The 25116-nt window shown below is 70.8% G+C and carries 25 protein-coding genes; 20 read left to right on the top strand and 5 right to left on the bottom strand.

All coding sequences use genetic code 11. The features are described from left to right. Nucleotides 1-3: 3 nt before the first annotated feature. The 15 genes from SOM08_RS09145 (at nucleotide 4) to SOM08_RS09075 (ending at nucleotide 12836) form a co-directional block, all read left to right on the top strand. Nucleotides 4-474 (top strand): type IV pilin protein, encoded by a 471-nt coding sequence (locus SOM08_RS09145; protein ID WP_322470532.1) that lies wholly within the window; start codon nucleotides 4-6, stop codon nucleotides 472-474. Next, a complete protein-coding gene (gene ribD, locus SOM08_RS09140; protein ID WP_322470531.1) occupies nucleotides 475-1614 on the top strand; it encodes a bifunctional diaminohydroxyphosphoribosylaminopyrimidine deaminase/5-amino-6-(5-phosphoribosylamino)uracil reductase RibD in 1140 nt (379 codons plus the stop codon). A 131-nt stretch (nucleotides 1615-1745) separates the two neighbouring features. Next, the gene (locus SOM08_RS09135) at nucleotides 1746-4691 is read left to right on the top strand and encodes a PilC/PilY family type IV pilus protein (RefSeq protein WP_322470530.1); all 2946 of its coding nucleotides are present in this window, start codon (nucleotides 1746-1748) and stop codon (nucleotides 4689-4691) included. Beyond that, complete coding sequence (locus tag SOM08_RS09130) at nucleotides 4646-5020, top strand: hypothetical protein (protein WP_322470529.1); 375 nt, start codon at nucleotides 4646-4648, stop codon at nucleotides 5018-5020. Before SOM08_RS09135 ends, SOM08_RS09130 begins: the two co-directional genes overlap by 46 nt. After that, nucleotides 5013-5507 (top strand): type IV pilin protein, encoded by a 495-nt coding sequence (locus tag SOM08_RS09125; RefSeq protein ID WP_116957678.1) that lies wholly within the window; start codon nucleotides 5013-5015, stop codon nucleotides 5505-5507. Before SOM08_RS09130 ends, SOM08_RS09125 begins: the two co-directional genes overlap by 8 nt. A 69-nt stretch (nucleotides 5508-5576) precedes the next feature. Then, the gene (locus tag SOM08_RS09120) at nucleotides 5577-6221 is read left to right on the top strand and encodes a riboflavin synthase (RefSeq protein WP_322470528.1); all 645 of its coding nucleotides are present in this window, start codon (nucleotides 5577-5579) and stop codon (nucleotides 6219-6221) included. Further along, complete coding sequence (gene ribBA / locus SOM08_RS09115) at nucleotides 6218-7348, top strand: bifunctional 3,4-dihydroxy-2-butanone-4-phosphate synthase/GTP cyclohydrolase II (RefSeq protein ID WP_070398089.1); 1131 nt, start codon at nucleotides 6218-6220, stop codon at nucleotides 7346-7348. Before SOM08_RS09120 ends, ribBA begins: the two co-directional genes overlap by 4 nt. Nucleotides 7349-7376: 28 nt before the next feature. Continuing rightward, on the top strand, nucleotides 7377-7841 hold the full coding sequence (gene ribH, locus SOM08_RS09110) for a 6,7-dimethyl-8-ribityllumazine synthase (RefSeq protein ID WP_070398090.1): 465 nt from the start codon (nucleotides 7377-7379) through the stop codon (nucleotides 7839-7841). A gap of 4 nt (nucleotides 7842-7845) precedes the next feature. Further along, complete coding sequence (gene nusB / locus SOM08_RS09105) at nucleotides 7846-8346, top strand: transcription antitermination factor NusB (RefSeq protein WP_322470527.1); 501 nt, start codon at nucleotides 7846-7848, stop codon at nucleotides 8344-8346. Continuing rightward, nucleotides 8343-9563 carry a pyridoxal phosphate-dependent aminotransferase gene (locus SOM08_RS09100; protein WP_322470526.1) on the top strand — a complete coding sequence of 407 codons (1221 nt, stop codon included), beginning with the start codon at nucleotides 8343-8345 and terminating at the stop codon, nucleotides 9561-9563. The genes nusB and SOM08_RS09100 overlap by 4 nt, the downstream gene beginning before the upstream one ends. Nucleotides 9564-9580: 17 nt before the next feature. Then, complete coding sequence (gene ybgC / locus SOM08_RS09095; RefSeq protein WP_116957998.1) at nucleotides 9581-9991, top strand: tol-pal system-associated acyl-CoA thioesterase; 411 nt, start codon at nucleotides 9581-9583, stop codon at nucleotides 9989-9991. A gap of 54 nt (nucleotides 9992-10045) precedes the next feature. Then, a complete protein-coding gene (gene tolQ / locus SOM08_RS09090; RefSeq protein WP_116957674.1) occupies nucleotides 10046-10759 on the top strand; it encodes a protein TolQ in 714 nt (237 codons plus the stop codon). Nucleotides 10760-10770: 11 nt separating this feature from the next. Further along, on the top strand, nucleotides 10771-11211 hold the full coding sequence (locus SOM08_RS09085; protein ID WP_322470525.1) for a biopolymer transporter ExbD: 441 nt from the start codon (nucleotides 10771-10773) through the stop codon (nucleotides 11209-11211). A 2-nt stretch (nucleotides 11212-11213) separates the two neighbouring features. Beyond that, nucleotides 11214-12206 (top strand): cell envelope integrity protein TolA, encoded by a 993-nt coding sequence (gene tolA / locus SOM08_RS09080; protein ID WP_416187002.1) that lies wholly within the window; start codon nucleotides 11214-11216, stop codon nucleotides 12204-12206. 21 nt (nucleotides 12207-12227) lie between these two features. Beyond that, nucleotides 12228-12836: a YdeI/OmpD-associated family protein gene (locus SOM08_RS09075; RefSeq protein ID WP_116957672.1), complete on the top strand. Its 609-nt coding sequence runs from the start codon at nucleotides 12228-12230 to the stop codon at nucleotides 12834-12836. Nucleotides 12837-12911: 75 nt separating this feature from the next. On the opposite strand, the gene dnaE is transcribed toward SOM08_RS09075, so the two are convergent. From dnaE to SOM08_RS09050, 5 genes are all read right to left on the bottom strand, one after another. Then, entirely contained in the window at nucleotides 12912-16481 is a 3570-nt protein-coding gene (dnaE, locus tag SOM08_RS09070; protein ID WP_322470524.1) for a DNA polymerase III subunit alpha, read from the bottom strand. A gap of 35 nt (nucleotides 16482-16516) precedes the next feature. Continuing rightward, nucleotides 16517-17212 (bottom strand): DUF599 domain-containing protein, encoded by a 696-nt coding sequence (locus SOM08_RS09065; RefSeq protein ID WP_116957670.1) that lies wholly within the window; start codon nucleotides 17210-17212, stop codon nucleotides 16517-16519. Between the two features lie 124 nt (nucleotides 17213-17336). Continuing rightward, nucleotides 17337-17891 carry a flavodoxin family protein gene (locus SOM08_RS09060; RefSeq protein ID WP_116957669.1) on the bottom strand — a complete coding sequence of 185 codons (555 nt, stop codon included), beginning with the start codon at nucleotides 17889-17891 and terminating at the stop codon, nucleotides 17337-17339. A gap of 22 nt (nucleotides 17892-17913) precedes the next feature. Next, complete coding sequence (locus SOM08_RS09055) at nucleotides 17914-18321, bottom strand: DoxX family protein (RefSeq protein WP_116957668.1); 408 nt, start codon at nucleotides 18319-18321, stop codon at nucleotides 17914-17916. A gap of 36 nt (nucleotides 18322-18357) precedes the next feature. Next, the gene (locus tag SOM08_RS09050) at nucleotides 18358-19059 is read right to left on the bottom strand and encodes a pirin family protein (protein WP_116957667.1); all 702 of its coding nucleotides are present in this window, start codon (nucleotides 19057-19059) and stop codon (nucleotides 18358-18360) included. 125 nt (nucleotides 19060-19184) lie between these two features. Here SOM08_RS09050 and SOM08_RS09045 point away from each other — a divergent pair, with 125 nt between their 5' ends. From SOM08_RS09045 to SOM08_RS09025, 5 genes are all read left to right on the top strand, one after another. After that, complete coding sequence (locus SOM08_RS09045; protein WP_245980803.1) at nucleotides 19185-20135, top strand: LysR substrate-binding domain-containing protein; 951 nt, start codon at nucleotides 19185-19187, stop codon at nucleotides 20133-20135. Nucleotides 20136-20160: 25 nt separating this feature from the next. Continuing rightward, nucleotides 20161-21252 carry an NAD(P)/FAD-dependent oxidoreductase gene (locus SOM08_RS09040; protein ID WP_116957665.1) on the top strand — a complete coding sequence of 364 codons (1092 nt, stop codon included), beginning with the start codon at nucleotides 20161-20163 and terminating at the stop codon, nucleotides 21250-21252. A 15-nt stretch (nucleotides 21253-21267) separates the two neighbouring features. After that, nucleotides 21268-22146, top strand: coding sequence for a tRNA glutamyl-Q(34) synthetase GluQRS (gluQRS, locus tag SOM08_RS09035; protein ID WP_322470523.1), 879 nt, complete (start codon nucleotides 21268-21270; stop codon nucleotides 22144-22146). A 1014-nt stretch (nucleotides 22147-23160) separates the two neighbouring features. Then, on the top strand, nucleotides 23161-23865 hold the full coding sequence (locus tag SOM08_RS09030) for a hypothetical protein (protein WP_322470522.1): 705 nt from the start codon (nucleotides 23161-23163) through the stop codon (nucleotides 23863-23865). A gap of 236 nt (nucleotides 23866-24101) precedes the next feature. Beyond that, a complete protein-coding gene (locus SOM08_RS09025; protein ID WP_322470521.1) occupies nucleotides 24102-25106 on the top strand; it encodes a hypothetical protein in 1005 nt (334 codons plus the stop codon). The last annotated feature ends 10 nt before the right edge of the window (nucleotides 25107-25116 follow it).

Genomic DNA, 25116 nt, shown 5'->3' with positions numbered 1-25116 from the left:
CACATGAAAACATTACATCAGCCGAGCAAAGGTTTTACGCTTATCGAGGCTATGATCGTGGTGGCGGTGATCGGCATTCTTTCAGCCATTGCCTATCCCAGCTACACCGCCTATATATTGCGCAGCCACCGTGCGGAAGCCAAAAATTATTTGCAATCCGTAGCGCAGCGGTTGGAGCAGAATTACTCTCTATCCGGCAGTTACAATGCCACGCAAGCGGGAGGGGCCGTGAACAATGCTTTCATTGCCGCTACAGGCTTTGGCAGCGTCCCGGCGGGCGGGCCTATCCGATACAACATTTCCTTCGTTGCAGGGCAGCCCACTGCCGGCACGTTCATCTTGCAGGCTGTGCCGGCGGGTGCGCAGGCCAACGACACCTGTGGCACCCTGATGCTTGATCACCGAAACGTAAAAGGAGCGGGTGGAGTGCTCAGCAATCGAGCGGCCCTTACCGTCGATTGCTGGGGCCGATAGGTGAACCATATATTCCCAGCGTCTGCGCTGACGCTGGCCGAACAAGCCCTCTTCCTCTCCAATCCCAACCCTCGGGTGGCTTGTGTTATCACCAACACGGACGGTCGCGAGATCGGCTCGGGCCACACCCAACAGGCCGGCGGACCGCACGCCGAGGTCATGGCCCTGCGCGACGCCCAGGCGCGCGGCGAGAGCACGGCCGGCGCCACCGCCTACGTCACGCTGGAGCCCTGCTCCCACCACGGGCGCACCCCGCCCTGCTGCGACGCGCTGATCGCGGCCCAGGTGGCGCGCGTGGTGGTGGCCACCACCGACCCCAACCCCCGCGTGGCCGGCCAAGGCCTGCAGCGGCTGCGCGCCGCCGGCCTCGCGGTCGAGCTGCTGCCCGGCGACCACCCCATCGCCAGGGGCAGCCGCGAACTCAACATCGGCTTCTTCAGCCGCATGGTGCGCGGGCGGCCATGGGTGCGCATGAAGATGGCCGCCTCGCTCGATGGCATCACGGCCCTGCCCAACGGACAGAGCCAGTGGATCACCGGCGAAGCCGCCCGCGAAGACGGCCACCGCTGGCGCGCCCGGGCCTGTGCCGTGCTGACGGGTGCGGGCACCGTGCTCGAAGACAACCCCCGCCTGGACGCGCGCTTGCCGGGCCTGCTGCGCCAACCGCACCTGGCCGTGATCGACAGCCGCCTGGACACCCCGCCCACGGCGCGGCTGTTCGAGCCGCCGCACGGCGGCCTGCCGCGCCAGCGGTGGTTCTTCCACGCCGACCCTGCGGCGGCCCGGGCCGCGGCGCTGCGGGAACGCGGCGCCGACACCCTCCCGATGCCCGGCGCGAACGGCAAGGTCGACCTGGGCGCCGCGCTTCAAGAGCTGGGCCGGCGCGAGGTGAACGAGCTGCACGTCGAGGCCGGGGCCAAGCTCAACGCGTCCCTGCTGCGCGAGGGCTGGGTGGACGAGCTGCTGGTCTATCTGGCGCCCCGCCTGCTCGGCCAGGGAGCGGGCATGGCGCCCTTCGGTCCGCTGGAACGTTTGGCCGACGGCGTGGCCCTGCGCTGGCTGGACACCCTGCCGGTGGGCATCGACCTGCGACTGCGCGCGCGGCTCGAAGGCCGGGACGCATTCCTCACGGACCGCTGATCATCCAAGCGCGACCGCTGGCGGCCGAACTACCGCAAAGTGAGTAGCACTTAGTTCCACATCCGTTTGGCCGCGCAGCCCATCGGCTGATGCCCGGCGGGCCTGGCGCACAGGCTGAACCATCGCGGGCCATGTCGCGCTCGCCCTGCTCCCGACCCCTGCCCCATCCCGCGCCTGGCCCGGCGCCCATCGCCCGTCCGCCACGCGCCCCACGCGCGGCAGCGCATCTGCCGGGCTGGCTGCTGTGCGCCATCGGCACCGCCGCCGGGCTGGGTACGGTGGGTGCCCAGGCCCAGCCCAGCCAGCGCCCGCTGCTGGTCAGCAGCACGGGCGCCAAACCCAACATCGTGGTCTCGCTGGACAACTCGGGGTCGATGGCGATCCCCTATCCCGATGGGTACGACGTCAGCAGGCCAGGGTGGCGCGGCCTGCCCGCCGGAGACGACGGTCAGCCGATGTTCGAGGCGCAGCGCTCACCCGACGTCAACCCCATGTACTACAACCCTCGGATCACCTATCGGCCACGGGTGGATGCCAAGGGTGACCCGCTGCAGGCCAACGACGGCATCCAGTTCATCTCCAACGCCCGCTCCGCGCAGTTCTCGTACAAAGTCTTCGCCGATCCGGCGGCCCCCGCCGGGGGCGGCCCGGTTCTGATCTTCAGCGCCCAGTTCCCCCACTACCCGGCGGTGCAGGAGCCCAAGGACCAGGCGCCGCTCTACTCCCTGAGCCTGAGTCAATGGGCCCCGGTGAATCAGGCCCATGGCGCCGCCGATCCCAAGGGCAATACGCCGCCGTTCACCTACGTCCTCTGCGACCCCTCCGCGCCCAATGGCCTGCTGAGGACGACGGCATCCGGCACGACCTGCAACAAGGTACTGCGCACCGTCGACATCCGCTACGACGACACGGACGCGATCGTCTTGCCGGCCGACCACCGGCGCACCGAATGCAAACAGGCCTCCAACCTGCGCTGCAGCCACCAAGAGGAAGTCACCAACATCATCAACTGGTACCGCTACTACCGCACGCGGATCGAGGCGATCAAAACCGCCCTGGGCCAGGCCCTGCAGAGCGACAAGCTCACCGACGGCCTCGCGCGCGTCGGCTACCGCCCCATCAACATGGCTCCCGTGTCCGGCGCATTGCCGCACCTGGGCAAGGACACCAACACGCCCCAGGTGCTGCGGGGCGTGCGCCCCTGGGCGAAGGGCTCGGCCAACGATCAGTTCTACCAGTGGCTCTATGGCAGCTACGCCAACGGCGGCACCCCCTTGCAACGGGCCTACAAGGACGTGGCCAACTACCTTGGTGTGGGCGCCGGGGCCAAGGAAAACCCTTGGGCCCGAGACCCGAGCCGCGTGAGCGACGACACCAACCCCGAGCTGGGTTGCCGGCGCGCCTACCAGGTGGTGCTGTCCGACGGCGGCTGGAGCGACGACGACCTGCGAGGCACGCCGCCCGACACCCCCAACCAGGACGCCACCCAAGGCCCGAGCTTCGCGCGCAGCACCGCCGGCGACGCCCCCGCCGAGACCTTTGCCTACCAGCCCGAGGGCATCAACAGCGGCCGGCAACGGTACATCCCCTACCCCGGCTCCGCCACGGGCGGGCTGGCCGATCTCGCCGCCCAGTACCACTGGCATACCGACCTGCGGCCTCAACTGGAGAACAACGTGCCCACCCGCGACTTCCAGCCCGCGTTCTGGCAGAACCTCACCACCTACGCCATCGGCTACCTGATCCGCCCCTCGGGAGACAGCGGCGTCGCATCGGGCCTGAGCTTTCAGCAGATCAACACCTACCGCAACCAGTACCTGGTGAAGGGGTACCAGGGCGCCACGCCTCCCCATTGGCCCGCCAAGGGCGCCGATCTGCGCACCACCGCGTGGAACAACAACGACAAATTCTGGGCATTCGCCCGCCCGGAATCCGACCGCATCGACGACTTCATCCAATCGGGCTACACCGGTGGCGGCCGCAGTTTCAGCGTGCAGGACGCCGCTGGCGTGCGCGCCACCATCGACGCCATCCTCTCGGACATCCTCGACGCCAGCGGCAACGACGCGGGCATCGCGCTGGGAAGCGCCCCGGCCGCGGCCAATCCGCTCGGCGGCCGCCTGAAGTTCAAGGTGGACTACCGCACCACCGACAACATGGGCAACGTCACGGCCCAGCGGATCGATCAGAACGGCAAGCCCCAGCCGCTCGACCAGGACGCCAACGGCCAGGCACTCAATCCCCCCAGCGAGACCTACTGGTCGGCCCAGCAACTGACGCCCGCTCCCGCCGACCGCCGGCTCTACAGCCTCGGCGACGACGGGCTGGGCATCGAGCTGAAGGGTCGCCTCGACCGACTGCCGAACGGCATCCGCAGCGCCCTGCGCACGGGCGACCAGGCCGCCAACCTGCCCGACGACGAGCGCTTCGTCGACTACCTGCGCGGCAAGGATCCGGTCGTCGACCTCAAGAACCAGCCGTACCGCCTGCGCGCCTCGCCCCTCGGCGCCATCGTCAACAGCGCGCCGGTGCTGCTCGGCGCGTCGCAGCACCATGGCTATGAAGACGCCCAGAGCACCGTGAGCGGCAAGGAGCGCTACGCGGCCTACCGCGACCGCATCGCCCTGCCCCCCGACACCCTGTTCGTGGCCACCAACGCCGGCGTGGTGCACGCCCTCGACGCCGCCAACGGCCGGGAGATCGCGGCCTACATGCCCCGGCGCAGCCTGCGCCGCCTGCTCGACCAGGCCCAGCCCGACAGCGGCTTCCGCTACGTACTGGACGGCCCACTCAGCACACACGATGTGTACGACGGCCGTTCATGGAACGCGCTGGTGGTGGGCAGCGGCGGCCGGGGCGAGCGCGTGGTCTATGCCCTGCGGCCCCGGCTCGACGCGCAGGGCCAGGCCCAGATGGACCAGGGCGGCTGGCGGCGCGCCGCAGCGCCACCGTCGAAGAGATCAGCAACAACGCGCGGGTCCACCAGGTCGCCTGGCTGTCCGCCGAGAGCGGCCTGCGCTACTGCGAGGCCGTGGTCATCGACTCGGTCGAGGGCGGCGGCCGATTCGAGGGCGTGATCAAGCAGCGCGTGGGCACCACCACCATCGCCGACGCCAGCGACCGGAACGCCGCCTGGTCCAGGATCGCCAACTGGGCCGACACCAGCGCCGTGCTGATCACCGCGCCGGTGGCCGGGCAGAACGCCAGCGCCGCCCTGCAGGGCGCGCCCGCGCCGCGCTGCCTGGCCGAGCCCCTCGCCGATGGCCGCTACCTCGTCACGGCGCGCGGCCTGTCGGCGGGCGCCAGCTTCAATGGCAGCGGCCAGTTGCTGGGTGGGGCGGAGGTCTGGCTGCAATCGGTCATCTCGCCCGAGCCCGTGCACTTCAATGGAAAAGGCTATGAATGAGCTTCGTGTCCCGGCGCGCCCCGCCCGGATCACCCGGTACCGCCGGCCCGGCCCCCGAGGCTTCACCCTCATCGAACTGATGGTCACCTGCGCCATCGTCGCCGTGCTGGCCAGCATCGCCTACCCCAGCTACGCCGAATACGTGCGCCAGGGCCGGCGGGCGGACGCCCAGCGCGCCCTCGAAGAGGCCAGCCAGTTCCTGCGCCGGCGCTACAGCAGCATGGACACCCACGTGGGCGCGACGCTGCCACCCGCCATGGCCCAAAGCCCACGTGAAGGCGCGGCGGCCTACACCCTCACGCTGGTCGAGAACGGCCAGGCCGTTGGCGTGGCCACGCAGGCCCACAGCTACACCCTGCGCGCCGTGCGGGCCGGCGCCATGGCCGCCGACCGTTGCGGAGACCTTGAACTCGCCCACACCGGCGCCCGTGCCCTGCGCAACGCCGCCGCGAACGCGGTGCTGGCGGACTGCTTCCGCGGCGGCTGACCGCGCCCGTCACGGGGCCGGCGACGCACCCGCGACGGACGGTCCTGCAAACCCTGCGAAAATGCCGGGATGTTCACCGGCATCATCACTGGCGTGGGGCGCATCGCCGACTCCCATGCGCTGGGCGGTTCTTTGCAGCACGGGCGGCGCCTCACCATCGAGGCCCCGGCCGGCTACCTGGCCGACGTCGGCCTGGGCGACAGCATCGCCCTCAATGGCGCCTGCATGACCGTCACCACCCTCGACCCCAGCCGCGACCACTTCACCATCGACATTTCCGCCGAATCGCTGGCCCGCACCGCCGGGCTGGACGCCGTCGGCGCCCGCCTGAACCTCGAGAAGGCCCTGCGCGCCCACGACCGGCTCGGCGGCCACATCGTCTCCGGCCATGTGGACGGCACCGGCACCGTGGTGCGATTCGCCCCCATCGGTGAAAGCCACGAACTGGCCGTGCTCGCACCGCCGGAACTGGGCAAGTACCTGGCCTACAAGGGCTCGATCACCGTCAATGGCGTGAGCCTCACCGTCAACCGCGTCGCCGACCGGCCCGACGGCTGCGAGTTCAGCATCAACCTCATCCCCCACACGGTGCAGCACACCACCCTGGGCGACCTGGTCGCCGGCAGCGCCGTCAACCTCGAGATCGACACCGTGGCCCGCTACGTCGAGCGCATGCTCGGCGCGGGCCTCAGCCCGGCCAAGGAGCCCGCATGAACGCCCCCGAAACCCTGGCCCCCGTGGCCATCTCCCCCGTCGAAGCCATCGTGGCCGACATCCGCGCCGGCCGCATGGTCATCCTGGTGGACGAGGAAGATCGCGAGAACGAGGGCGACCTCGTGCTGGCGGCCGACCACGTCACGCCCGAGGCCATCAACTTCATGGCCCGCTTCGGCCGCGGCCTGATCTGCCTCACGCTCACGCGCGAGCGCTGCGAGCGCCTGAACCTGCCGCCCATGGTGCCGCGCAACGGCACCAAGATGGGCACGGCCTTCACCGCCTCCATCGAGGCCGCCGAGGGCGTGACCACCGGCATCTCCGCCGCCGACCGCGCACGCACCGTGCAGGCCGCCGTGGCCCCCAACGCCAAGGCCAGCGACCTGGTCCAGCCCGGCCACATCTTCCCTCTGCAGGCGGTCGAGGGCGGCGTGCTCATGCGCGCCGGCCACACCGAAGCCGGCTGCGACCTCGCCGCCATGGCGGGCTGCTCGCCCGCCGCCGTCATCTGCGAGGTGATGAAGGACGACGGCACCATGGCCCGCCTGCCCGACCTGCAGCTGTTCGCGGCCGAGCACGGCATCAAGATCGGCACCATCGCCGACCTCATCGAATACCGCAGCCGCACCGAGTGCCTGGTGCGCAAGGTGGGCAGCCGCCCGCTCAAGACGGCTTTCGGCACCTTCACCGCCCACGCCTTCCGCGACCAGCCCAGCGGCGCGCTGCACCTGGCCCTGGTGATGGGCGAGTGGCAAGCCCACGAAAGCGTGCCCGTGCGCGTGCACGAACCGCTGTCCGTGCTCGACGCGCTCGAGATCGACCGCTCCATGCACAGCTGGGGCCTGGACGCCAGCCTGCGCCACCTGGCCCAGGCCGGGCGCGGCGTCGCGGTGCTGCTCAACTGCGGCGAGGCGGCCGAGCAGCTGCTCGCCCAGTTCGAGGGCACCGCCCGTTCCGCCCAGGCGCCCGAGCGCGGCCGCATGGACCTGCGCACCTATGGCGTGGGCGCGCAGATCCTGCGCGAGTGCGGCGTGAGCCGCATGGAGCTCCTGGGCACGCCGCGCCGCATGCCCAGCATGCAGGGCTATGGCCTCGAGATCACCGGCTTCATCGGCCACCCCCACTGAACCCTCCCACGACAACGAAAGCCCCTCCATGTTTGGCGCAGACAAAGGCACGGCCGACCTGCTCGACGGCAAACGCCTGCACATCGGCATCGTGCAGGCACGCTTCAATGAAGCCATCACCGACGCGCTGTTCAGCGCCTGCCAGGCCGAGTTGCTCGCCCTGGGCGTGCACGAGAAGAACATCGCCCACGTCAAGGTGCCCGGCGCGCTGGAAGTGCCCCTGGCCCTGCAGGCCATGGCCGAGCTCGACGAGTACGACGCCCTGATCGCCCTGGGCTGCATCATCCGCGGCGAGACCTACCACTTCGAGCTGGTGGCCAACGAATCCGGCGCGGGCGTCACCCGCGTCGCGCTCGACCACCAGATTCCCATCGCCAACGCCATCCTCACCACCGAGAACGAAGCCCAGGCCCTGGCGCGCCAGATCGACAAAGGCCGCGACGCCGCGCGAGTGGCCGTCGAAATGGCGCTGGTGCTCGACCGCATCGGCTGATTCCATGAGCACCGCCCCCGCTTCCGACCCCAGCCACGCCAAGCCGCGCAAAGCCACCGACAAGTCGGCCCGCACCCGCGCCCGAGAATTCGCGCTGCAGGCGCTCTACCAGCACCTGGTGGGCCACAACCCGGTCGATGACATCGACGCCTTCACGCGCGACCTCACCGGTTTCCACAAGTGCGACAGCCTGCACTTCGACGCCCTGGTGCGCGGCTGCATCGAACAGGCCGCCGAACTCGACGCGCTGATCGCGCCGCGACTGGACCGCCCGCTCGCCGAGACCTCGCCCATCGAGCACGGCGTGCTCTGGATCGGCGCCTACGAGCTGCGCCACTGCCTGGACGTGCCCTGGCGCGTGGTGCTCAACGAGTGCATCGAGCTCGCCAAGTCCTTCGGCGGCACCGACGGCCACAAGTTCGTCAACGGCGTGCTGCACCCCCTGGCCGAGCAGCTGCGCCCCGCCGAGGTGGCGGCGTCGCCCCGCGCCGGGGCCCGTCGATGAGGGTCTCGCGCCGGGCCGAGCGCGTCGAGCCTTTCTACGTGATGGAGCTGGCCAAGGCCGCCACCCGCCTCGCGGCCGAGGGCGGCGCCGGCCAGCGCCCGATGATCTACCTCAACATCGGCGAGCCCGACTTCACCGCCCCGCCGCTGGTGCAGCAGGCCGCCGAGCGCGCCATCCGCGACGGCCGCAGCCAGTACACCCAGGCCCTGGGCCTGCCCGCGCTGCGCGAGGCCATCGCCGGCTGGTACGCCACGCACTTCGGCGCCGCGGTCGACGCCTCGCGCATCGTCGTCACGGCCGGTGCCTCGGCCGCGCTGCAGCTGGCCTGCCTGGCGCTGATCGACGCCGGCGACGAGATCCTCATGCCCGATCCCAGCTACCCCTGCAACCGCCAGTTCGTGCAGGCGGCCGAGGGCGTGGCGCGCATGGTCCCCTGCGGGCCCGAGCAGCGTTTCCAGCTCAGCGCCGAGCAGGTGCACGCGCACTGGGGCGAGCGCACGCGCGGCGTGCTGCTGGCCTCGCCGTCCAACCCCACGGGCACCTCGATCGCGCGCGACGAACTGCAGCGCATCGCCGCCGCCGTGCGCGAACGCCAGGGCATCACGCTGCTCGACGAGATCTACCTCGGCCTGAGCCACGACGCCGCCTTCGGCCAGACCGCGCTCACCCTGCCCAACGGCCTGGGCGAGACCGTCATCAGCGTCAACAGCTTCAGCAAGTACTTCAACATGACGGGTTGGCGCCTGGGCTGGCTGGTGCTGCCGCCCGCCCTGGTGCCCGCGGTCGAGCGCCTGGCGCAGCACCTGTTCATCTGCCCCAGCGCCATTTCGCAGCACGCCGCGCTGGCCTGCTTCGAACCCGACAGCCTGGCCGAGTACGAGCGCCGCCGCGCCACCTTCAAGGCCCGGCGCGACTACTTCATCCCCGAACTCAACCGCCTGGGCCTCACCGTGCCCGTGATGCCCGACGGCGCCTTCTACGCCTGGGCCGAGGTGGGCGCCCTGTGCGAGCGCTGGGGCATTGCGCCGCCCGGCGACAGCCCCGAGACCGGTGGCAGCTGGCCCCTGGCCTTCGAGCTCATGCGCCGCTGCCAGCTCGCGGCCACGCCGGGGCGCGACTTCGCGCAGGCCGAGGCCGGGCGCTACCTGCGCTTCTCCACCGCCAACTCGATGGAGCAGCTGCAGGAGGCCGTGGCGCGGCTGGAGGCGGCCTGGTGAACGCGCAGCCACCGCTCATGGCGCCTTTCGAGTGGCGCGTGCGCGTCTACTGGGAAGACACCGACGCGGGCGGCATCGTGTTCTACGCCAACTACCTCAAGTTCTTCGAACGCGCCCGCACCGAATGGCTGCGCGCGCGCGGCGTGGAACAGCAACGCTTGCGCGAGGCCGAGGGCGCCATGTTCGTGGTGAGCGCCACCGACCTGCGCTACCTGCGCCCCGCGCGCCTGGATGATTTGCTTCTCGTTACCGCCGAGGTCACGGAAGCGGGCCGCGCCTCGCTGACAATCGCCCAGTCGGCGCGCCGGGACACCCCGGCGGGGGAATGCCTGTGCGAAGGCAGCATCCGCATCGGCTGGGTCGACGCCCACACCCTGGTGCCCCGGCGCATGCCGGCCTCCCTGCTCCAGGCCCTGGGCCTGGCCTGAACCGCCCCCGGTGACAGACCGAAACCTTTTCCACCTGTTCCGATCTCTGCACCCATGACCCCAGAACTCTCCATCGTCCAGCTCATGCTCCACGCGACCTGGGTGGTCCAGGCCGTGGTGGCGCTGCTCGTGCTGATGTCGCTCATCAGTTGGGCGGCCATCTTCCGCAAGCTCGGCACGCTCAAGCGCGTGCGCGCCCGCAACGACGCCTTCGAGCGCGAGTTCTGGTCGGGCACCAACCTGAACGAGCTGTACGCCGCCGCCGCGCAGAACGCCCGCCAGGCCGGCCCCATGGAGCGCATCTTCGCCAGCGGCATGCGCGAATTCAGCAAGCTGCGCGAGCGCCGCATCACCGACAGCGGCGCCCTGCTCGATGGCGCGCGCCGCGCCATGCGCGCCAGCTTCCAGCGCGAACTCGACGTGATGGAGTCCAACCTCTCCTTCCTGGGCACGGTGGCCTCCGTGGCCCCCTACGTGGGTCTGTTCGGCACGGTCTGGGGCATCATGCACGCCTTCACCGGCCTGGCCTCGCTGGCCCAGGTCACGCTGGCCACGGTGGCGCCCGGCATCGCCGAAGCCCTGGTGGCCACGGCCATCGGCCTGTTCGCCGCCATTCCGGCGGTGGTGGCCTACAACCGTTTCGCGCACGACATCGACCGCGTCGCCAACGGCCTGGAGACCTTCATGGAGGAGTTCTCCAACATCCTGCAGCGCAACCTGGGCTCGCACCCGCCCCAGCACGCCACGGCGTCGGCATCCACCTTCTGAGGCACTGAACCATGGCCAAGCTCGCCGCCCGCGGCCGCGGCCGCCGCACGATGAACGAGATCAACATGGTCCCGTTCATCGACGTCATGCTGGTGCTGCTGATCATCTTCATGGTCACGGCCCCGCTCATCACACCCAGCCAGATCGCCCTGCCCACCGTGGGCCAGGCCCAGCGCCAGCCCGACCGCTTCGTGCAGGTGACCATCGACAAGGAAGAACAATTGCGCGTGCGCGAAGGCAGCAGCAGTGGCGAGGGCGCGCTCGTGCCCCTCAACCTGCTGGCCGCGCGCGTGCTCGAGCTGCAGGGCACGGGCCAGGCCGATCAGGCCGGCGTGCCCGTGATCATCAGCGCCGACAAGACCATCCGCTATGAGACCGTGGTGCGCACCATGGACGCCCTGCAGCGCGCCGGCGTGCAGCGCGTGGGCCTGTCGGTGCAGACCACCCGCTGAGCTTGTCCGACCCGATCGCCATGCGCTCCACCGCCGACCACCTCGACCTCGCCCCGCCACCACAGGGCCGTTGGGGCGGCGCACTGGGCAAGGCCATCGGCGTTCACGCCCTGCTGATCCTCGCGCTTACCTGGGGCGTGAACTGGCGCCGCGACGCCGACACGCCGGCCGTGGAGGCCGAGCTGTGGTCGCGCCTGCCCCAGCAGGCCGCGCCGCGCGCCACCGCCCCGCCACCGCCACCCGCACCGGCCCCCACGCCGCCCGCGCCGGTGCCACCGCCCCCGCCTCCTGTGCCGGCCCCCGCGCCGGCCCCTGCGCCGCGCCCGGCGCCGCCACCGCCGCCCGCCCCGGCGCAGCAGCAGGCCGACATCGCCACGCAGAAGGCCAAGGAGAAGGAGAAGGCGGAACGCGAACGCGCCGAGCGCCTCGCGGCGGAGAAGAAAGCCGAGGAAAAGAAGGCGGCGGAGAAGGCCGCCGCCGAGAAGAAGGCCGCGGCCGAGAAAGCCGCCGCGGAAAAATTGGCGGCCGAGAAGAAGCGCGCCGAGGCCGAGCGCCAGCAAAAGCTCGCCGAGGAAAAACGCGAGGCCCAGCGCAAGGCCGAACAGGAGAAGCGCCAGGCGCAGCTGCAGGAGCAGCTGCGCAAGGAGCAGATGGCCCGCATGATGGGACAGGCCGGCGCCAGCGGCTCGCCGCAGAGCACGGGCACGGCCCAGCAGTCCAGCGGGCCTTCGGGCAGCTACCTGGGCAAGGTGATCGCGGCCATCCGGCCCAACATCGTGTTCACCGAAATCGCGCCGGGCAACCCGCGGGCCGAGGTCGAGGTGCGCGTGGCGCCCGACGGCACCATCACCGGCCGCCGGCTGGTCAAGAGCAGCGGACACCCCGCCTGGGACGAGGCGGCACTGCGCGCCATCGACCGCACCGGCACCCTGCCGCGCGACACCGACGGTCGCGTGTACTCACCCATGCTGATCGGCCTGCGACCGCAGGACTAGGGTCCGCGGCACACTGCGCACATGCCCGCCGCTGCACCCGCCACCCCCACACTGTTCAAGAACGCTGAGGCCTTCGAGGCCTGGCTCCGGAAGCACCACGCCACGTCCGACGGGCTGTGGCTCAAGATCGCCAAGCGCGGTACCACCGAGCCCAGCGTCACCTATCCCGAGGCGGTGGAGATCGCGCTGTGCTGGGGCTGGATCGACGGCCAGAAGAAGGGCCTGGACGACCGGCACTTCCTGCAGCGCTTCACGCCGCGGCGCCCGCGCAGCCTCTGGTCGAAGACCAACGTCGACAAGGTGGCCAGGCTGATCGAGGCCGGCCGCATGCAGCCGCCGGGCCAGGCGCAGATCGAGGCCGCCCAGGCCGACGGCCGCTGGGCCCAGGCCTACGACGGTGCGAGGACGTCTACCGCGCCCGACGACCTCGTCGCCGCGCTGGACGCCAGGCCGCCGGCCAAGGCCTTCTTCGCCACCCTCAACGCGAGCAACCGCTACGCCGTGCTCTGGCGCATCCAGACGGCCGTCCGGCCGGAGACGCGCGCGAAGCGCATCGCGCAGCTGGTGGACATGCTCGCCCGCGGCGAAACCGTGCACATCTTCAAGCCCAAGCCCAAGGCTGGCGCCTGAGGCCGGCATCTGAGGCCCGACCCATCGCGCATGGCCCGGCGCCTCGGCCGAGCGCGCGGTGCCCGCGGCACTCGGTCAATCGAACACGATCTCCGCCCGCTGCTCGTGCGCCTGGGCCATCCAGCTCGCCAGCGCCGCGTCCGTCGGGAAAAACAGCGCGCGGTCGTCCAGCTGCAGCTCGCAGCGCGCGCCCTCCCGCTGCAAGGCCAGGCGCACCGGCAGGCCACGCACGAACTCGCCCTGGTCGCTCATCTCGCGCTTGGGCGGGAAGTCGCGCACCAGCTGAGCCACGGACGGCGCGTGCCCGTTCACCGCCACGCGCAGGTACTTGCCGAAGCGGCAGCGCGCGCTGGCGAGGTCCCAGACCTGCTGGATCTTCAGGCGCAGGCCACCCGAGAAGCGGTCCGGCTGCGCCACCGCCTGCACCACGATCAGTTCGTCGTCCTTCAACAGGGCGCGGTGCGTGTTGATGAGGTTTTCGTCGGCGCTGGTTTCCATCACGCCGGTCTTGTCGTCGATCTTGAACAGCGCGAGCTTGCCGCGCTGGCCATTGATGACGCGGAAGTCCGTCACGATGCCCGCGAGGATCACCGGGTCGCGGCTGTCCACCACGTCCACCAGGCGCGTGCGCGCGAAGCGGCGCACCTCGCGCTCCACCTCGTCGAACAGGTGGCCCGAGAAGTAGAAGCCGATGGCGCTCTTCTCGTGCGTGAGCTTTTCCTTCACGCCCCAGGGCATGGCGGCGACCAGATCGGGCTCCTGCGTGCTGGAGCCATGGTCGTCGCCGCCCAGCATGTCGAACAGCCCACCCTGGTGCGCGTTGGCCTGCGTGGTGGCCGCGTATTCGAAGGCGATGTCCAGCGTGGCCAGCAGCTCGGCGCGGTTCAGGTGCAGGGCGTCGAAGGCGCCGGCCTTGATGAGGGCTTCCACCGTGCGCTTGTTCAGGCGCGTGCGGTCCACGCGCAGGCAGAAGTCGAACAGGCTCTTGAACGGGCCGCTCTCGCCGCCGTTGGGGCCTTCGCCACGGCCCTCGCGCGCGGCCACGATGGCCTCGATGGCCTGCTGGCCCGTGCCCTTGATGGCGCCCAGGCCGTAGCGGATGAGCTTGTCCGTCACCGGCTCGAAGCGGTAGACGCCGCGGTTCACGTCGGGTGGCTCGAAGGCCATGCCCATCTTCTGCGCGTCCTCGAACAACACCTTCAGCTTGTCGGTGTCGTCCATTTCCACGGTCATGTTGGCGCAGTAGAACTCCGCCGTGTAGTGCACCTTGAGCCAGCCCGTGTGGTAGGCCAGCAGCGAGTACGCGGCCGCGTGCGACTTGTTGAAGCCGTAGCCCGCGAACTTCTCCATCAGGTCGAAGACCTCGTCGGCCTTGTCCTGCGGGATGCCGTGGGTCTTGAGCGCACCGGCGCGGAATTTCTCGCGGTGCTCGGCCATCTCCTCGGCCTTCTTCTTGCCCATGGCGCGCCGCAGCAGGTCGGCGCCACCGAGCGAGTAGCCGCCCAGGATCTGCGCCGTCTGCATCACCTGCTCCTGGTAGACCATGATCCCGTAGGTCTCGCTGAGCATGTCGGCCACGGCCGGGTGCGGGTACTCCACCGTCTCGCGCCCGTGCTTGCGCGCCACGAAGCTGGGGATCAGGTCCATCGGGCCCGGCCGGTACAGCGCGTTGAGCGCGATCAGGTCCTCCAGGCGCGTGGGCTTGGCGTCGCGCAGCATGCCCTGCATGCCGCGGCTTTCAAACTGGAACACGGCTTCGGTCTGGCCGCGCGAGAACAGGGCATAGACCTTGGGATCGTCGAGCCGCACATCTTCGTAGCGGAAGTTCTCCTGGCCCTTGTGGCGCTTCATGATGAACTCGCGCGCAATTTCCAGGATGGTGAGCGTGGCCAGGCCCAGGAAGTCGAACTTCACCAGACCGATCGCCTCGACGTCGTCCTTGTCGTACTGGCTCACGGCCGATTCGCTGCCGGGCTGTGCGTACAGCGGGCAGAAGTCGGTGAGCTTGCCGGGCGCGATCAGCACGCCGCCCGCGTGCATGCCCACGTTGCGGGTCATGCCCTCGAGCTTCTGCGCCAGCTCGATCAGGGTCTTGACGTCCTCTTCCTGGCGCACGCGCTCGGCCAGCACAGGCTCCATCTCGAGCGCGTAGTTGTTCTTGTCGCCCTCCTTCTTGGGCACGGGCGGGTACTGCAGGGTCACGCTCATGCCGGGCTTGTTGGGCACGAGCTTGGAGATGCCGTCGCAGAAGCCGTAGGACAGGTCGAGCACGCGGCCCACGTCGCGGATGGCCGCGCGCGCGGCCATGGTGCCGAAGGTGGCGATCTGGCTCACCGCGTCCTTGCCGTACTTCTGCTTCACGTACTCGATGACGCGGTCGCGGTTGCCCTGGCAGAAGTCGATGTCGAAGTCGGGCATGGACACCCGCTCCGGGTTGAGGAAGCGCTCGAACAGCAGGTTGTATTGCAGCGGGTCGAGGTCGGTGATCTTGAGCGCATAGGCCACCAGCGAGCCCGCGCCCGAGCCGCGGCCCGGCCCCACCGGGCAGCCGTTGTTCTTGGCCCAGTTGATGAAGTCGCCCACGATCAGGAAGTAGCCCGGGAAGCCCATCTTGAGGATGGTGCCGATCTCGAACTCCAGGCGCTCGACGTAGCGCGGGCGCTGCTTCTCGCGCTCGGCCTCGTCGGGGTACAGGTGCGCCAGGCGCTCCTCCAGGCCGTCGAAGGAAGACTGGCGGAAGAAGTCCTCCATGGGCATGGGCACGCCATCGATGAGCGGCGTGGGGAAGTTGGGCAGCTGCGGCTTGCCCAGCACCAGCGTGAGGTTGCAGCGCTTGGCGATCTCGGCCGTGTTGGCCACGGCCGATGGCAGGTCGGCGAACAGCGCGCTCATGTCGGCGGCGGGCTTGAACCACTGCTCGCGCGTAAAACGGCGCACGCGCCGGTTGTTGGCCAGGATCTCGCCCTCGGCGATGCACACGCGCGCCTCGTGCGACTCGTAGTCGTCGGGCTGCAGGAACTGCACCGGGTGCGTGGCCACCACCGGCAGGCGCAGCCGCGCGGCCAGCTGCGCGGCCGCAACCACGTGGCGTTCGTCGTCGGCGCGGCCGGCGCGCTGCACCTCGATGTAGAAGCGGTGCGGGAACAGGGTGGCCAGGTTCAGGGCGGCGTCGCTCGCGCGCTGCGGATCGCCGGCCATCAGCGCCTGCCCCACCGGGCCGGCCTGCGCGCCCGACAGCAGGATCAGGCCCGCGTTGAGCTCTGCGAGCCATTCGCGCTTGATCACGGCCTGGTCGCGCACCACGTTGCGCGTCCAGGCGCGCGCCAGCAGCTCGCTCAGGTTCAGGTAGCCCTGCTTGTCCTGCACCAGCAGCAACACGCGCGGCAGCGGTGGCTGGTGGGCGCCGGGCATGGCGTTCGGGGTTTCTTCGGTGAAGCCTTGCAGCAGCACCTCGGCGCCGATGATGGGCTTGACGCCGGCATCGCGCCCCGCGCGGTAGAACTTGACGGCGCCGAAGAGGTTGCTGAGGTCGGTGATGGCCAGCGCGGGCTGGCCGTCGGCCGCGGCGGCGGCCATCACCTCATCGATGCGGTTGGTGCCGTCGACGACGGAAAACTCGGTGTGCAGGCGCAGGTGAACGAACATCGCCCGATTTTAGAAGGCGCCCCTCTGTCCCCGATTCAGTCGCGCAGGATGCGCAGCACCTCGGAGCGGAATTCCCGGCTGTACAGGATGGCCGTCACCACGGCCGTGGCCATCACCATGGCCAGGGGCGAGACGAACCAGCCCAGCAGCGCGAACGAAAAGTAATACGCGCGCAGGCCGTCGTTCATGGTTTCGGCGGCCGAGGCCACCAGGGCACCCGCGCGGTCGGCGTAGGCCCGCCGGTCGAACTTGCCCGAGGCGAAATCCTCGGGCGGTGGCATGGAGCCGATCACCAGGGCCACGAAGGTGTACTGCCGCATGGACCAGGAGAAGCGGAAGAACGAATACACGAAGATCGCGATCAGCACCAGGATCTTGAACTCGAAGACGATCAGCGTGGTCGCCTGCGCGAAGGGGATCTCGCTCATCAGCTCGGTCGCCTTGTCCGTGGTGCCCAGCAGCGCAAACAGGCCGCCGATGATCAGGATGGACGTGGACGAGAAGAAGGACGGCGTGCTCGACAGGTTCTGCGTGATCAGGCCATCGAGCATGCGTGGGTCGCGGGCGATGGCCTGCTCCATCCAGTAGCGCCGGTAGCGGTTGGTGGTGGCCAGCAGCGAGGGCCTGCGCCGGGCCCAGGGCTTGGCAACCATCGCGTAGCCGATCCAGAGCGAAAAAAAGCAGACCAGCGCGAGCCAGTCTGCCCAGGGGAGGATGCTGAAGATCTTCATGGAGGCGGAATATTAGACCCCCGCGCTCCGCCGCTGCGCGGGTCGCTGCCCCCAGGGGGGGCTGATCCGCCTTGGGGCGGCCCGGCGGCGGATCGGTCTTCGCCAGCCACCGTTGCCGCACGCATCAGTTCTTGAACCTTGCCGCGATCGCCGCCACCCGCTCGCCGAACAGGCGCGCCGTTTCCAGATCGCCCGCCCGCATGTCCTTGGCGCCCGCGTCGGACGGCGACTGCGCGATGGCGCCGCTGTACGACACGAGGTAGTTCACGTCGTCGCGCTGGGCCGCCTGGGTGTTGGCGGGCATCAGTCCCTGGCTCACCCAGATCATGCCGTGCTGCATGGCCAGGGTGAACAGGGTGTTCAGCGTGGCCAGCTTGTCGCCGTTCATGCCCGCGCTGTTGGTGAAGCCGGCGGCGATCTTGTCCTTCCACTTCTGCGCGAACCAGGGTTTGCTGGAGGCGTCGGCGAACTTTTTGAACTGCCAGCTCACGCTGCCCATGTAGGTGGGCGAGCCGAAGACGATGGCGTCCGCCGCGTCCAGCGCCTCCCAGCCGCCTGGGGGCAGGTTGCCATCGGCGTCGATGGCGATGAGCTCGGCCCCCGCGCCATCGGCCACCGACTGCGCCATGCGCTGCGTGTGGCCGTAGCCGGAGTGGTAGACGACAAGCACTTTGGTCATGCGTGTGCGCTCCGGCGTGCGATCAGGCGCCGCGCTTGGCGTCCAGGCTCCAGCCGCCGGCGCCGAAGGCGGCGAAGGCGAGCAGGCCACCGACGACCGCGATGTTCTTGAAGAACAGCAGCTGCTGCACCATCTGCTGCTCGGCCGGCACCGCCCAGTAGGCGTGGAAGAAGACGCTCGCCACCAGCGTGAACACCGCCAGCGCGATGGCCGCGAGGCGCGCCCGGTAGCCGATCAGCAGCGCCAGGCCGCCGAAGAGCTCGATCACCAGCGCGATCGCCACCCCCACGGTCGGCAGCGGCAGGCCCATGGCCGTGGCATAGCCCACGGTGCCGGAGAAACCGGCGATCTTGCCGAAGCCGGCCGGCACGAAGAGCACGGCCAGGAGGATGCGGCCGATCAGGGCCAGGGGGTTTTGCAGGGCGTTCATGGGAGTTTCTCCAGGGTTGAAAAGCGGTTGGGGGAATCAGTGGGCGAGGTCGAACACCAGCACCTCGGCGTCTTGGCCCTTGTCCAGGGTAAGCGAAGTCTCGCCGTCCAGCACGGCCGCGTCGCCGCCGGCCAGGCGCTGGCCATTGACCTCGAGCTGGCCGCGCACCAGGTGCACGTAGGCCTTGCGCTTCGGGTCCAGCGCGATCTGCGCGGCTTCCGCGCCGTCGAACAGGCCCGCGTACATGGCGGCGTCGGCGTGAATGGTCACCGAGCCGTCCCGGCCGTCGGGCGAGGCCACCAGGCGCAGCCGGCCGCGCTTGTCGGCCTCGGCGAAGCCCTTCTGCTCGTAGCTCGGCTCGATGCCGCGCTGGTTCGGCTCGATCCAGATCTGCAGGAAGTGCGTGGTGTCGTTCGGCGCGTGGTTGAACTCGCTGTGGCGCACGCCGCTGCCGGCGCTCATGCGCTGCACGTCGCCGGGCGGGATGCCCTTGACGTTGCCCATGCTGTCCTTGTGCGCCAGGTTGCCCTGCAGCACGTAGCTGATGATCTCCATGTCGCGGTGGCCATGCGTGCCGAAGCCGGTGCCCGGGGCGATGCGGTCCTCGTTGATGACGCGCAGGTTGCCCCAGCCCATCCAGGCGGGGTCGAAGTAGTCGGCGAAGGAGAAGGAGTGGTAGCTCTTGAGCCAGCCGTGATCGGCGTAGCCACGGGCGTCGGAGCGGCGGATCTGCATCATGGTGGGGTCCTTTCTTTCGGGGGCCAGCGGGCTGGCATGGGCTGAATTCTGGGCGTCGAGCCCCCGACCCGGGCCGCAGGCTTTTGATGGCATCATTCAAAATCTTTGAACACAAACACCCCCAGATGCCCGCTCCCATCAGCGCCCGCAGCGCCCTGTCCGCCGAGAACCTGGCCCTGGTGGAGGCCGTCTCCCGGCTCGGCAGCATGGCCGCCGCCGCACGCGACCTGGGCATGGTGCCCAGCGCCCTCACCTACCGCATCCGCCAGATCGAAGACGCGCTGGACGTGCTGCTGTTCGACCGCAGCGCGCGCCGCGCCATGCTCACCCCCGCCGGCGAGGAACTGCTGCGCGCGGGCGAATTCCTGCTCAACGAGTTCGACGCCGTGGCGCGCCGCGTCAAGCGCGTGGCCACGGGCTGGGAGCCGCAGTTCACCATCGCGGCCGATGCGCTGATCTCGCGCGCCACGCTGTTCGAGCTGTGCGAGTCCTTCTACGCCACCGGCGCGCCCACGCGGCTGCGGCTGCGCGCCGAAACGCTCTCGGGCACGCTGGAGGCCCTGCAGAACGGGCTGGCCGACATCGCCCTGGGCGTGGCGGCCGATTCCGTGGGTCCGGGCCTGCAGGCCGCGCCGCTGGGCACGGCGGGCTTCGTCTATGCCGTGGCGCCGCACCACCCGCTGGCGCGCGTGGCGGCCACGCTGACCGAGGAGCACATGCGTCAGCACCGCGCCGTGGCCGTGGCCGACAGCACCCAGCGCGGCCGCGGCGTCAGCCACAACCTGCTGCCCGGCCAGGACGTGCTCACCGTGCCCACCATGCAGCACAAGCTGGAGGCGCAGTTGCGCGGCCTGGGCGCGGGTTTCCTGCCCACGGCGCTGGCCCAGCCCTTCATCAACGCCGGGCGGCTGGTGGTCAAGCCGGTGCAGCAGGGCGAACGCAGCTTCCGCGTGGCCTATGCCTGGCGTCAGACGCGCCACGCCGCCGACGGTGCCCGCGCGCTGCGCTGGTGGCTGGACCACCTCAAGCACGCCGGCACGCGCGAGGCCTTGCTGAACAACCACCACCAGAGTTGAGCACCGCCACTGCTACATTCGCGCCATGACTTCACGCCCCGCCCCGATTCCGCGCGCTCCCTTGCACGTCGCCGTGGTGGGCGCGGGCATGGCGGGCGTCACCGCCGCGCGCACCCTGCTGCAGGCCGGTCACCGCGTCACGCTGATCGAGGCCGCGTCCGCCGTCGGTGGGCGCATGGCCACCCGGCGCACCGAGTTCGGCGGCTTCGACCCCGGCGTGCAGTACTTCACCGTGCGCGATGCGCGCTTCGAGCTCGCGCTGCGCGCCACCGCCACCCGCGCCGTGCGCGCGTGGAGCGCCAGCACCGTGCGCGTGCTCGACGCCGTCGGCCATGTGCTGGCCAGCGCCCCGCCGCCCACCGAGCCGCACTTCGTGGCCGCGCCAGGCATGAACGCCCTGGTCGCGCTCTGGGCGCAGCCGCTGCTGCAACCCGAGGCCCACGGCCAGGCGTCGGCCCTGGCGCTGCTGGACACGCGGGTGGCGCAAATCGAAGCCGACGCCCTGCACCCCCGGCAATGGCAACTGCGCACCGACGACGGCGAGGGCGGCCAGCGCGTGCTGGGCGGCTTCGATCGCGTGCTGCTGGCCATTCCCCACCCGCAGGCGCACGCGCTGCTGCTGGCCTCGGGCCTGGCGCCCGAGCTGCGCGCCGCGCTGGCGCCGGTGCATGTGGCGCCGTGCTGGACGCTGATGGTCGCCTTCCCCCAGGCCATGCAACCGGGCCTGTACCACCTGGGCCCGCAGTGGAGCGCGGCGCGCAGCACGCACCACCGCATCAGCTGGCTGGCGCGCGAGTCGAGCAAGCCGGCGCGCGACCCCATCGAGCGCTGGACGGTGCAGGCCAGCCCCGCGTGGTCGACCAAGCACCTGGAAGACGACGGCGAGCGCGTGAAGGCCAAGCTGCTCAAGGGTTTCGCCGAGATCACCGGCATCCGCGCCACGCCGCCCTTCGCCGAGGTGCAGCGCTGGCGCTACGCGCAGACGCAGACCCCGCTGGGCCGCAGCCACCTGCTCGACACCGCGCTGGGCATTGGCCTGTGCGGCGACTGGTGCCTGGGCCACCGGGTGGAGGACGCCTTCGTGTCCGGCCTGGAGCTTGCGCTGGCCGTGGCCTGACAGCCCCATGAACCGGTGAGCTACCGCGGACGCTTCGCGCCCTCACCCACCGGCCCGCTGCACGCGGGCTCGCTGGTGGCCGCGCTGGCCAGCTGGCTGGACGCGCGCGCCCACGGCGGCGCCTGGCTCGTGCGCATCGAGGACGTGGACACGCCGCGCTGCATCCCCGGGGCCGACCAGCTCATCCTGCAACAGCTCGCCGCCTGCGGCCTGGAGAGCGACGAGCCCGTGGTGTGGCAATCGGCGCGCGGCGCCGGCTACCAGGCCGCGCTGGACCGGCTCATCGCGCAGGGCGACGTGTTCCCCTGCGCCTGCTCGCGCCAGGACATCGAGCGCGCGCTGCTGGCCAACGGCACGCCGCGCGAACGCCACCAGGCCGCCGTGTACCCGGGCACCTGCCGGCCGGAGAACGGCGGCCTGCGGGGCCGCGCGCCGCGCGCCTGGCGCTTTCGGGTGCCGGACGGCGCCCCGGTGCGCTGGCACGACCGCCGCCTCGGCCCGCAGTCGCAGGACGTGGCGGCCACGGTGGGCGACTTCATCCTGCGCCGCGCCGACGGCCTGTGGGCCTACCAGCTCGCCGTGGTGGTGGACGACGCCGCGCAAGGCATCACCCACGTGGTGCGCGGCGAGGACCTGGCCGACAACACGCCGCGCCAGATCCTGCTGCAGCGCGCGCTGGGCTTGCCCACGCCGCAGTACCTGCACACGCCGCTGGTGCGGGGCGACAACGGCGAGAAGCTGAGCAAGCAGAACGGTGCCCAGGCGCTGGACCTGAGCGACCCGCTCGTGGCCCTGAACGCGGCGGCGCGCGCGCTGGGCTTGAGCCCGCGCACGGGGACCGTCGCCTCGGCACTGAAGGACTGGTCCCGGGCCTGGGCCGGCTCTGCGCCTTAAGCGCTCCATCAGGAACGGGCCTGTCCGGCCGACCACTCAACCGGCGTTCAGCGACCGCGGCCCCCGGCCGCAGCCTCACCGCCCGACCATGGAACGCCACACATCGCCCACGGCGCCAAAGACCGCGCAGCCTTTGCGGACCAGCGCCGAGACCGCGCCACCCGAGCGCCCACCCGCCACACCCCCATCGACCGGGTGGGGATCCAGCCTATCCACGCACTTCCAGCGGATGGGCATCGGCCTCAACGCCGCCCTCAACCAAGACGGCCAATACCAACAGGCCCACCGCCAACGCATGGCGTGGGGGCACGACGCGCAAGCGGCCACGGCCATCGCCACGACGGCCGACTACCCCCGCCTGCACGCGCTGGTGTTCAGCACCCTGATCGGCCCACCGCCCTTCGCCCCACGCACACCCCGCCGGTGCCGCCAGGCCGCCGCCAGGGCCGGCGACGCGTCCACGCTCCGGGCGGCCCTGTTCCGGTGGTGCGTCGGCGCCGACTGGACGGTCTGGCGTGCCGTGGCCAGCGCCTGGCTGGGTGAGATCGTGAGCCTGCAAGGTCCCGACGATGGCGACACGGTTCTCACCCTCATTCAGACACTCGCCCAACCCGACCCCTCCCGGCCGCACGAATGGGTTCCGCGAATGGCCGAGCTGCTGAGCGACACCCTGGAGCACCTGCCACCCGAGCGGCGCCTGAACTGGCTGCGGGCGCTGGACGCGCAGGCCACGCGAAGGCTCCACGCGCAATGGCCCGCGGAGACCGCCTTCCCGGTGGCGCAGGCGGCCTTGTGCGGCGCCGCGCGCGCGCTGATCGACGCGCACAGCGACCCGGCCCCCCCCGCCCCTGGATGGGGTGCTCACCACCCCGTCCCGCGACGACAAGCCGCGCCTGATCGAGCTGTTCCGCCGCTGCGCCTCGGCGGCGCTGGCCTATCACGCCGGCGATGCGACCAAGGCCGCGGCGCTGGCCAGCCGGACCCACTCTTGTTCCGCTCCACCGGCCTCACACCATGCACCACGACCCCGGCACTTTCGCGACCGACCTCGCCCGCCTGCTGCAGGCCGAGCCCGAGCTGTTCGGCCAGCTCGAAATCGACGGTCAGGTGGTCAGCGGCGCGCTCGGGCACGAGCACCCCATGGCCTGGCGCTGCCTGAGCGATCTCGAGGCCGTCGAGACCCTGACCCTGGTGTCGCCCTCGCCGGCCGAGCTCGACACCCTGCCCCACTGGCGCGACCCGGGCTGGTCCATCTCGACGCGGGACCTGGCGCCCGAAGCCAGCCTCACGCTCTGGTGGCACGCGGCCACGCAGCAGGCCATGCTGGCCTCGCAGATCCCGCTGAATGAACTCAGGCACGACGCGGTGGCGCGCACGCTGCGCCTGCACCACGAAGGACTGGACCTGTGCCGCCGAATGGCGCGCCAGGCCTGGGCCGACGCCCGCCCGCGCGGCGCCATCGCGCTCGGGGGCGCCGAGGCGATGGCGGCCGCCAACACCCACTACTTGGCCTTCAACCTGCTGAAGGCGCTCTCGCCGGAACTCATCCCGCTGGCCCACCAAGCGCCCGCGCTGAAGCACTGCCCGGGCATCGGCCGGGCCATCCGCCTGCTGGCCAAATCCGGGTGGTCGACGAGGCGGCCGTGCTGTTCGCCCATGGCTTCCTGTGCCAGCTGGCGGCCCGCGACCAGCAGGAAGAGTCCCGGCGGCACTGGCTGAACGCGCTGTCGCTCCGATTCGACCGGTCCATCACCAAGAGCCACGCGCCGGACATCGCCCGACTCATCCACACGCTGTTCCTGCCCAGCCCGCTCCACTGAACCCGGCCCATGTCCTGCAGCAAAGCCCTGTCCCCATCCCACGCACGGCGCCACTCATGGCCTGGCCCGGGCCTGCCGAACCCCGGTCCACACCCACCGCACAACCCGCTCGCCGCCGGGCGTGCCGCGCGGCTGGTGCGCGACAACCCCCCGCCCTTCAGCCGCGGCCGCCAGCCACACGGCCCGGCCTCGGCCCTCTGGTTGCTGCTCATGCCCCGCCTGCCGGCGCGCACCCCCGAGCAGGCGGCGACGCACGCCGCGGTCCTCCGCGTCCTGCTGGCGCAACAAGATCCCGCGGCGCGCGCGGACCTGTTCCGCGGCTACGAGCGGTGGCACCCCTTCCATGCGCCCACCGACCCCACCGCCCGCCTCTTCCACCTGGTGTCTCACCTGCAAAAACCCGAGCACCGCGCGACGGAACGCACCTGGGCGGCCCTGCACCGCGCACCGAGCCCGGGCCCATCGACGCACTGGACCCTGTGGCGCGAACTCTGCCGCGTGCTGGCCGCGCAGTTGGCGCCGGTGGTGCAATCGTTCCAGCGGTCTAGGCAGTCGGCGCCGAACCAGCGCCGGCTCGACGCCCTCGTCCTGCGCGCGCTGCTGCGCCTGTCGGACCCCGACGGGGGCGATGCCACGGTGGCCATCCAGCACCTGTTCGAGTTGCTCAGCGACCTGACGCACGCCATCGACGTGGCGCATCGACCGCACTTCGCGCAGCGGCTCTATGGCGCCTGCACCTCGTGGATCCAGCAGTCGATGCGGCCTCCCTTCGCCCCTTTCACGCCGGCCCGGCCGCCCGTTCACCTCCTGGCCTTGCAAGGGGCCCTGTACGTGCTGCGCAAGGGCCTGTGCCCCTCCGAGGAAGCGTCGCCGCTGCACGCGCCGCCAGCGCTGGCCCACACGGTATCCGCCTTCGCCCAGCTGTTCTGTGCCCTGCACGCGCCCGACCTGGCGCAACGCCGGCGCCAACTGGCCGCGCTGCGCGATCGCGTCGAGGCCGATGCGCTGCTGTCGATGCACCGCGAGGACGCGGCCCGGGCCCTTCAAGGCCTGCTGTCCGTCTGTCTGCACGATGGAGGCCGTCGCGCCGACGGACCTGGCGGGCCTGGCCATGGGCGGCCCGGTCGGCACGCCCCCTAAAATCCCGGCC

This window comes from Hydrogenophaga sp. SNF1, assembly GCF_034421675.1.
GTDB classification, from domain to species: domain Bacteria; phylum Pseudomonadota; class Gammaproteobacteria; order Burkholderiales; family Burkholderiaceae_C; genus Hydrogenophaga; species Hydrogenophaga borbori.
This window is presented reverse-complemented; position numbering and strand designations above follow the sequence as displayed.

Bases quoted from the DNA above. Each gene is read 5' to 3' on its own strand.
- nusB (WP_322470527.1), top strand. From the start codon at position 7,846: ATGAGCACCGCCCCCGCTTCCGACCCCAGCCACGCCAAGCCGCGCAAA.
- SOM08_RS09060 (WP_116957669.1), bottom strand. From the start codon at position 17,891: ATGACCAAAGTGCTTGTCGTCTACCACTCCGGCTACGGCCACACGCAG.
- SOM08_RS09045 (WP_245980803.1), top strand. From the start codon at position 19,185: ATGCCCGCTCCCATCAGCGCCCGCAGCGCCCTGTCCGCCGAGAACCTG.
- SOM08_RS09120 (WP_322470528.1), top strand. From the start codon at position 5,577: ATGTTCACCGGCATCATCACTGGCGTGGGGCGCATCGCCGACTCCCAT.
- dnaE (WP_322470524.1), bottom strand. From the start codon at position 16,481: ATGTTCGTTCACCTGCGCCTGCACACCGAGTTTTCCGTCGTCGACGGC.
- SOM08_RS09055 (WP_116957668.1), bottom strand. From the start codon at position 18,321: ATGAACGCCCTGCAAAACCCCCTGGCCCTGATCGGCCGCATCCTCCTG.
- tolQ (WP_116957674.1), top strand. From the start codon at position 10,046: ATGACCCCAGAACTCTCCATCGTCCAGCTCATGCTCCACGCGACCTGG.
- ribBA (WP_070398089.1), top strand. From the start codon at position 6,218: ATGAACGCCCCCGAAACCCTGGCCCCCGTGGCCATCTCCCCCGTCGAA.
- SOM08_RS09100 (WP_322470526.1), top strand. From the start codon at position 8,343: ATGAGGGTCTCGCGCCGGGCCGAGCGCGTCGAGCCTTTCTACGTGATG.
- SOM08_RS09050 (WP_116957667.1), bottom strand. From the start codon at position 19,059: ATGATGCAGATCCGCCGCTCCGACGCCCGTGGCTACGCCGATCACGGC.
- SOM08_RS09040 (WP_116957665.1), top strand. From the start codon at position 20,161: ATGACTTCACGCCCCGCCCCGATTCCGCGCGCTCCCTTGCACGTCGCC.
- SOM08_RS09065 (WP_116957670.1), bottom strand. From the start codon at position 17,212: ATGAAGATCTTCAGCATCCTCCCCTGGGCAGACTGGCTCGCGCTGGTC.
- SOM08_RS09085 (WP_322470525.1), top strand. From the start codon at position 10,771: ATGGCCAAGCTCGCCGCCCGCGGCCGCGGCCGCCGCACGATGAACGAG.
- ribH (WP_070398090.1), top strand. From the start codon at position 7,377: ATGTTTGGCGCAGACAAAGGCACGGCCGACCTGCTCGACGGCAAACGC.
- SOM08_RS09030 (WP_322470522.1), top strand. From the start codon at position 23,161: ATGCACCACGACCCCGGCACTTTCGCGACCGACCTCGCCCGCCTGCTG.
- ybgC (WP_116957998.1), top strand. From the start codon at position 9,581: ATGGCGCCTTTCGAGTGGCGCGTGCGCGTCTACTGGGAAGACACCGAC.
- SOM08_RS09145 (WP_322470532.1), top strand. From the start codon at position 4: ATGAAAACATTACATCAGCCGAGCAAAGGTTTTACGCTTATCGAGGCT.
- SOM08_RS09135 (WP_322470530.1), top strand. From the start codon at position 1,746: ATGTCGCGCTCGCCCTGCTCCCGACCCCTGCCCCATCCCGCGCCTGGC.
- SOM08_RS09125 (WP_116957678.1), top strand. From the start codon at position 5,013: ATGAATGAGCTTCGTGTCCCGGCGCGCCCCGCCCGGATCACCCGGTAC.
- SOM08_RS09075 (WP_116957672.1), top strand. From the start codon at position 12,228: ATGCCCGCCGCTGCACCCGCCACCCCCACACTGTTCAAGAACGCTGAG.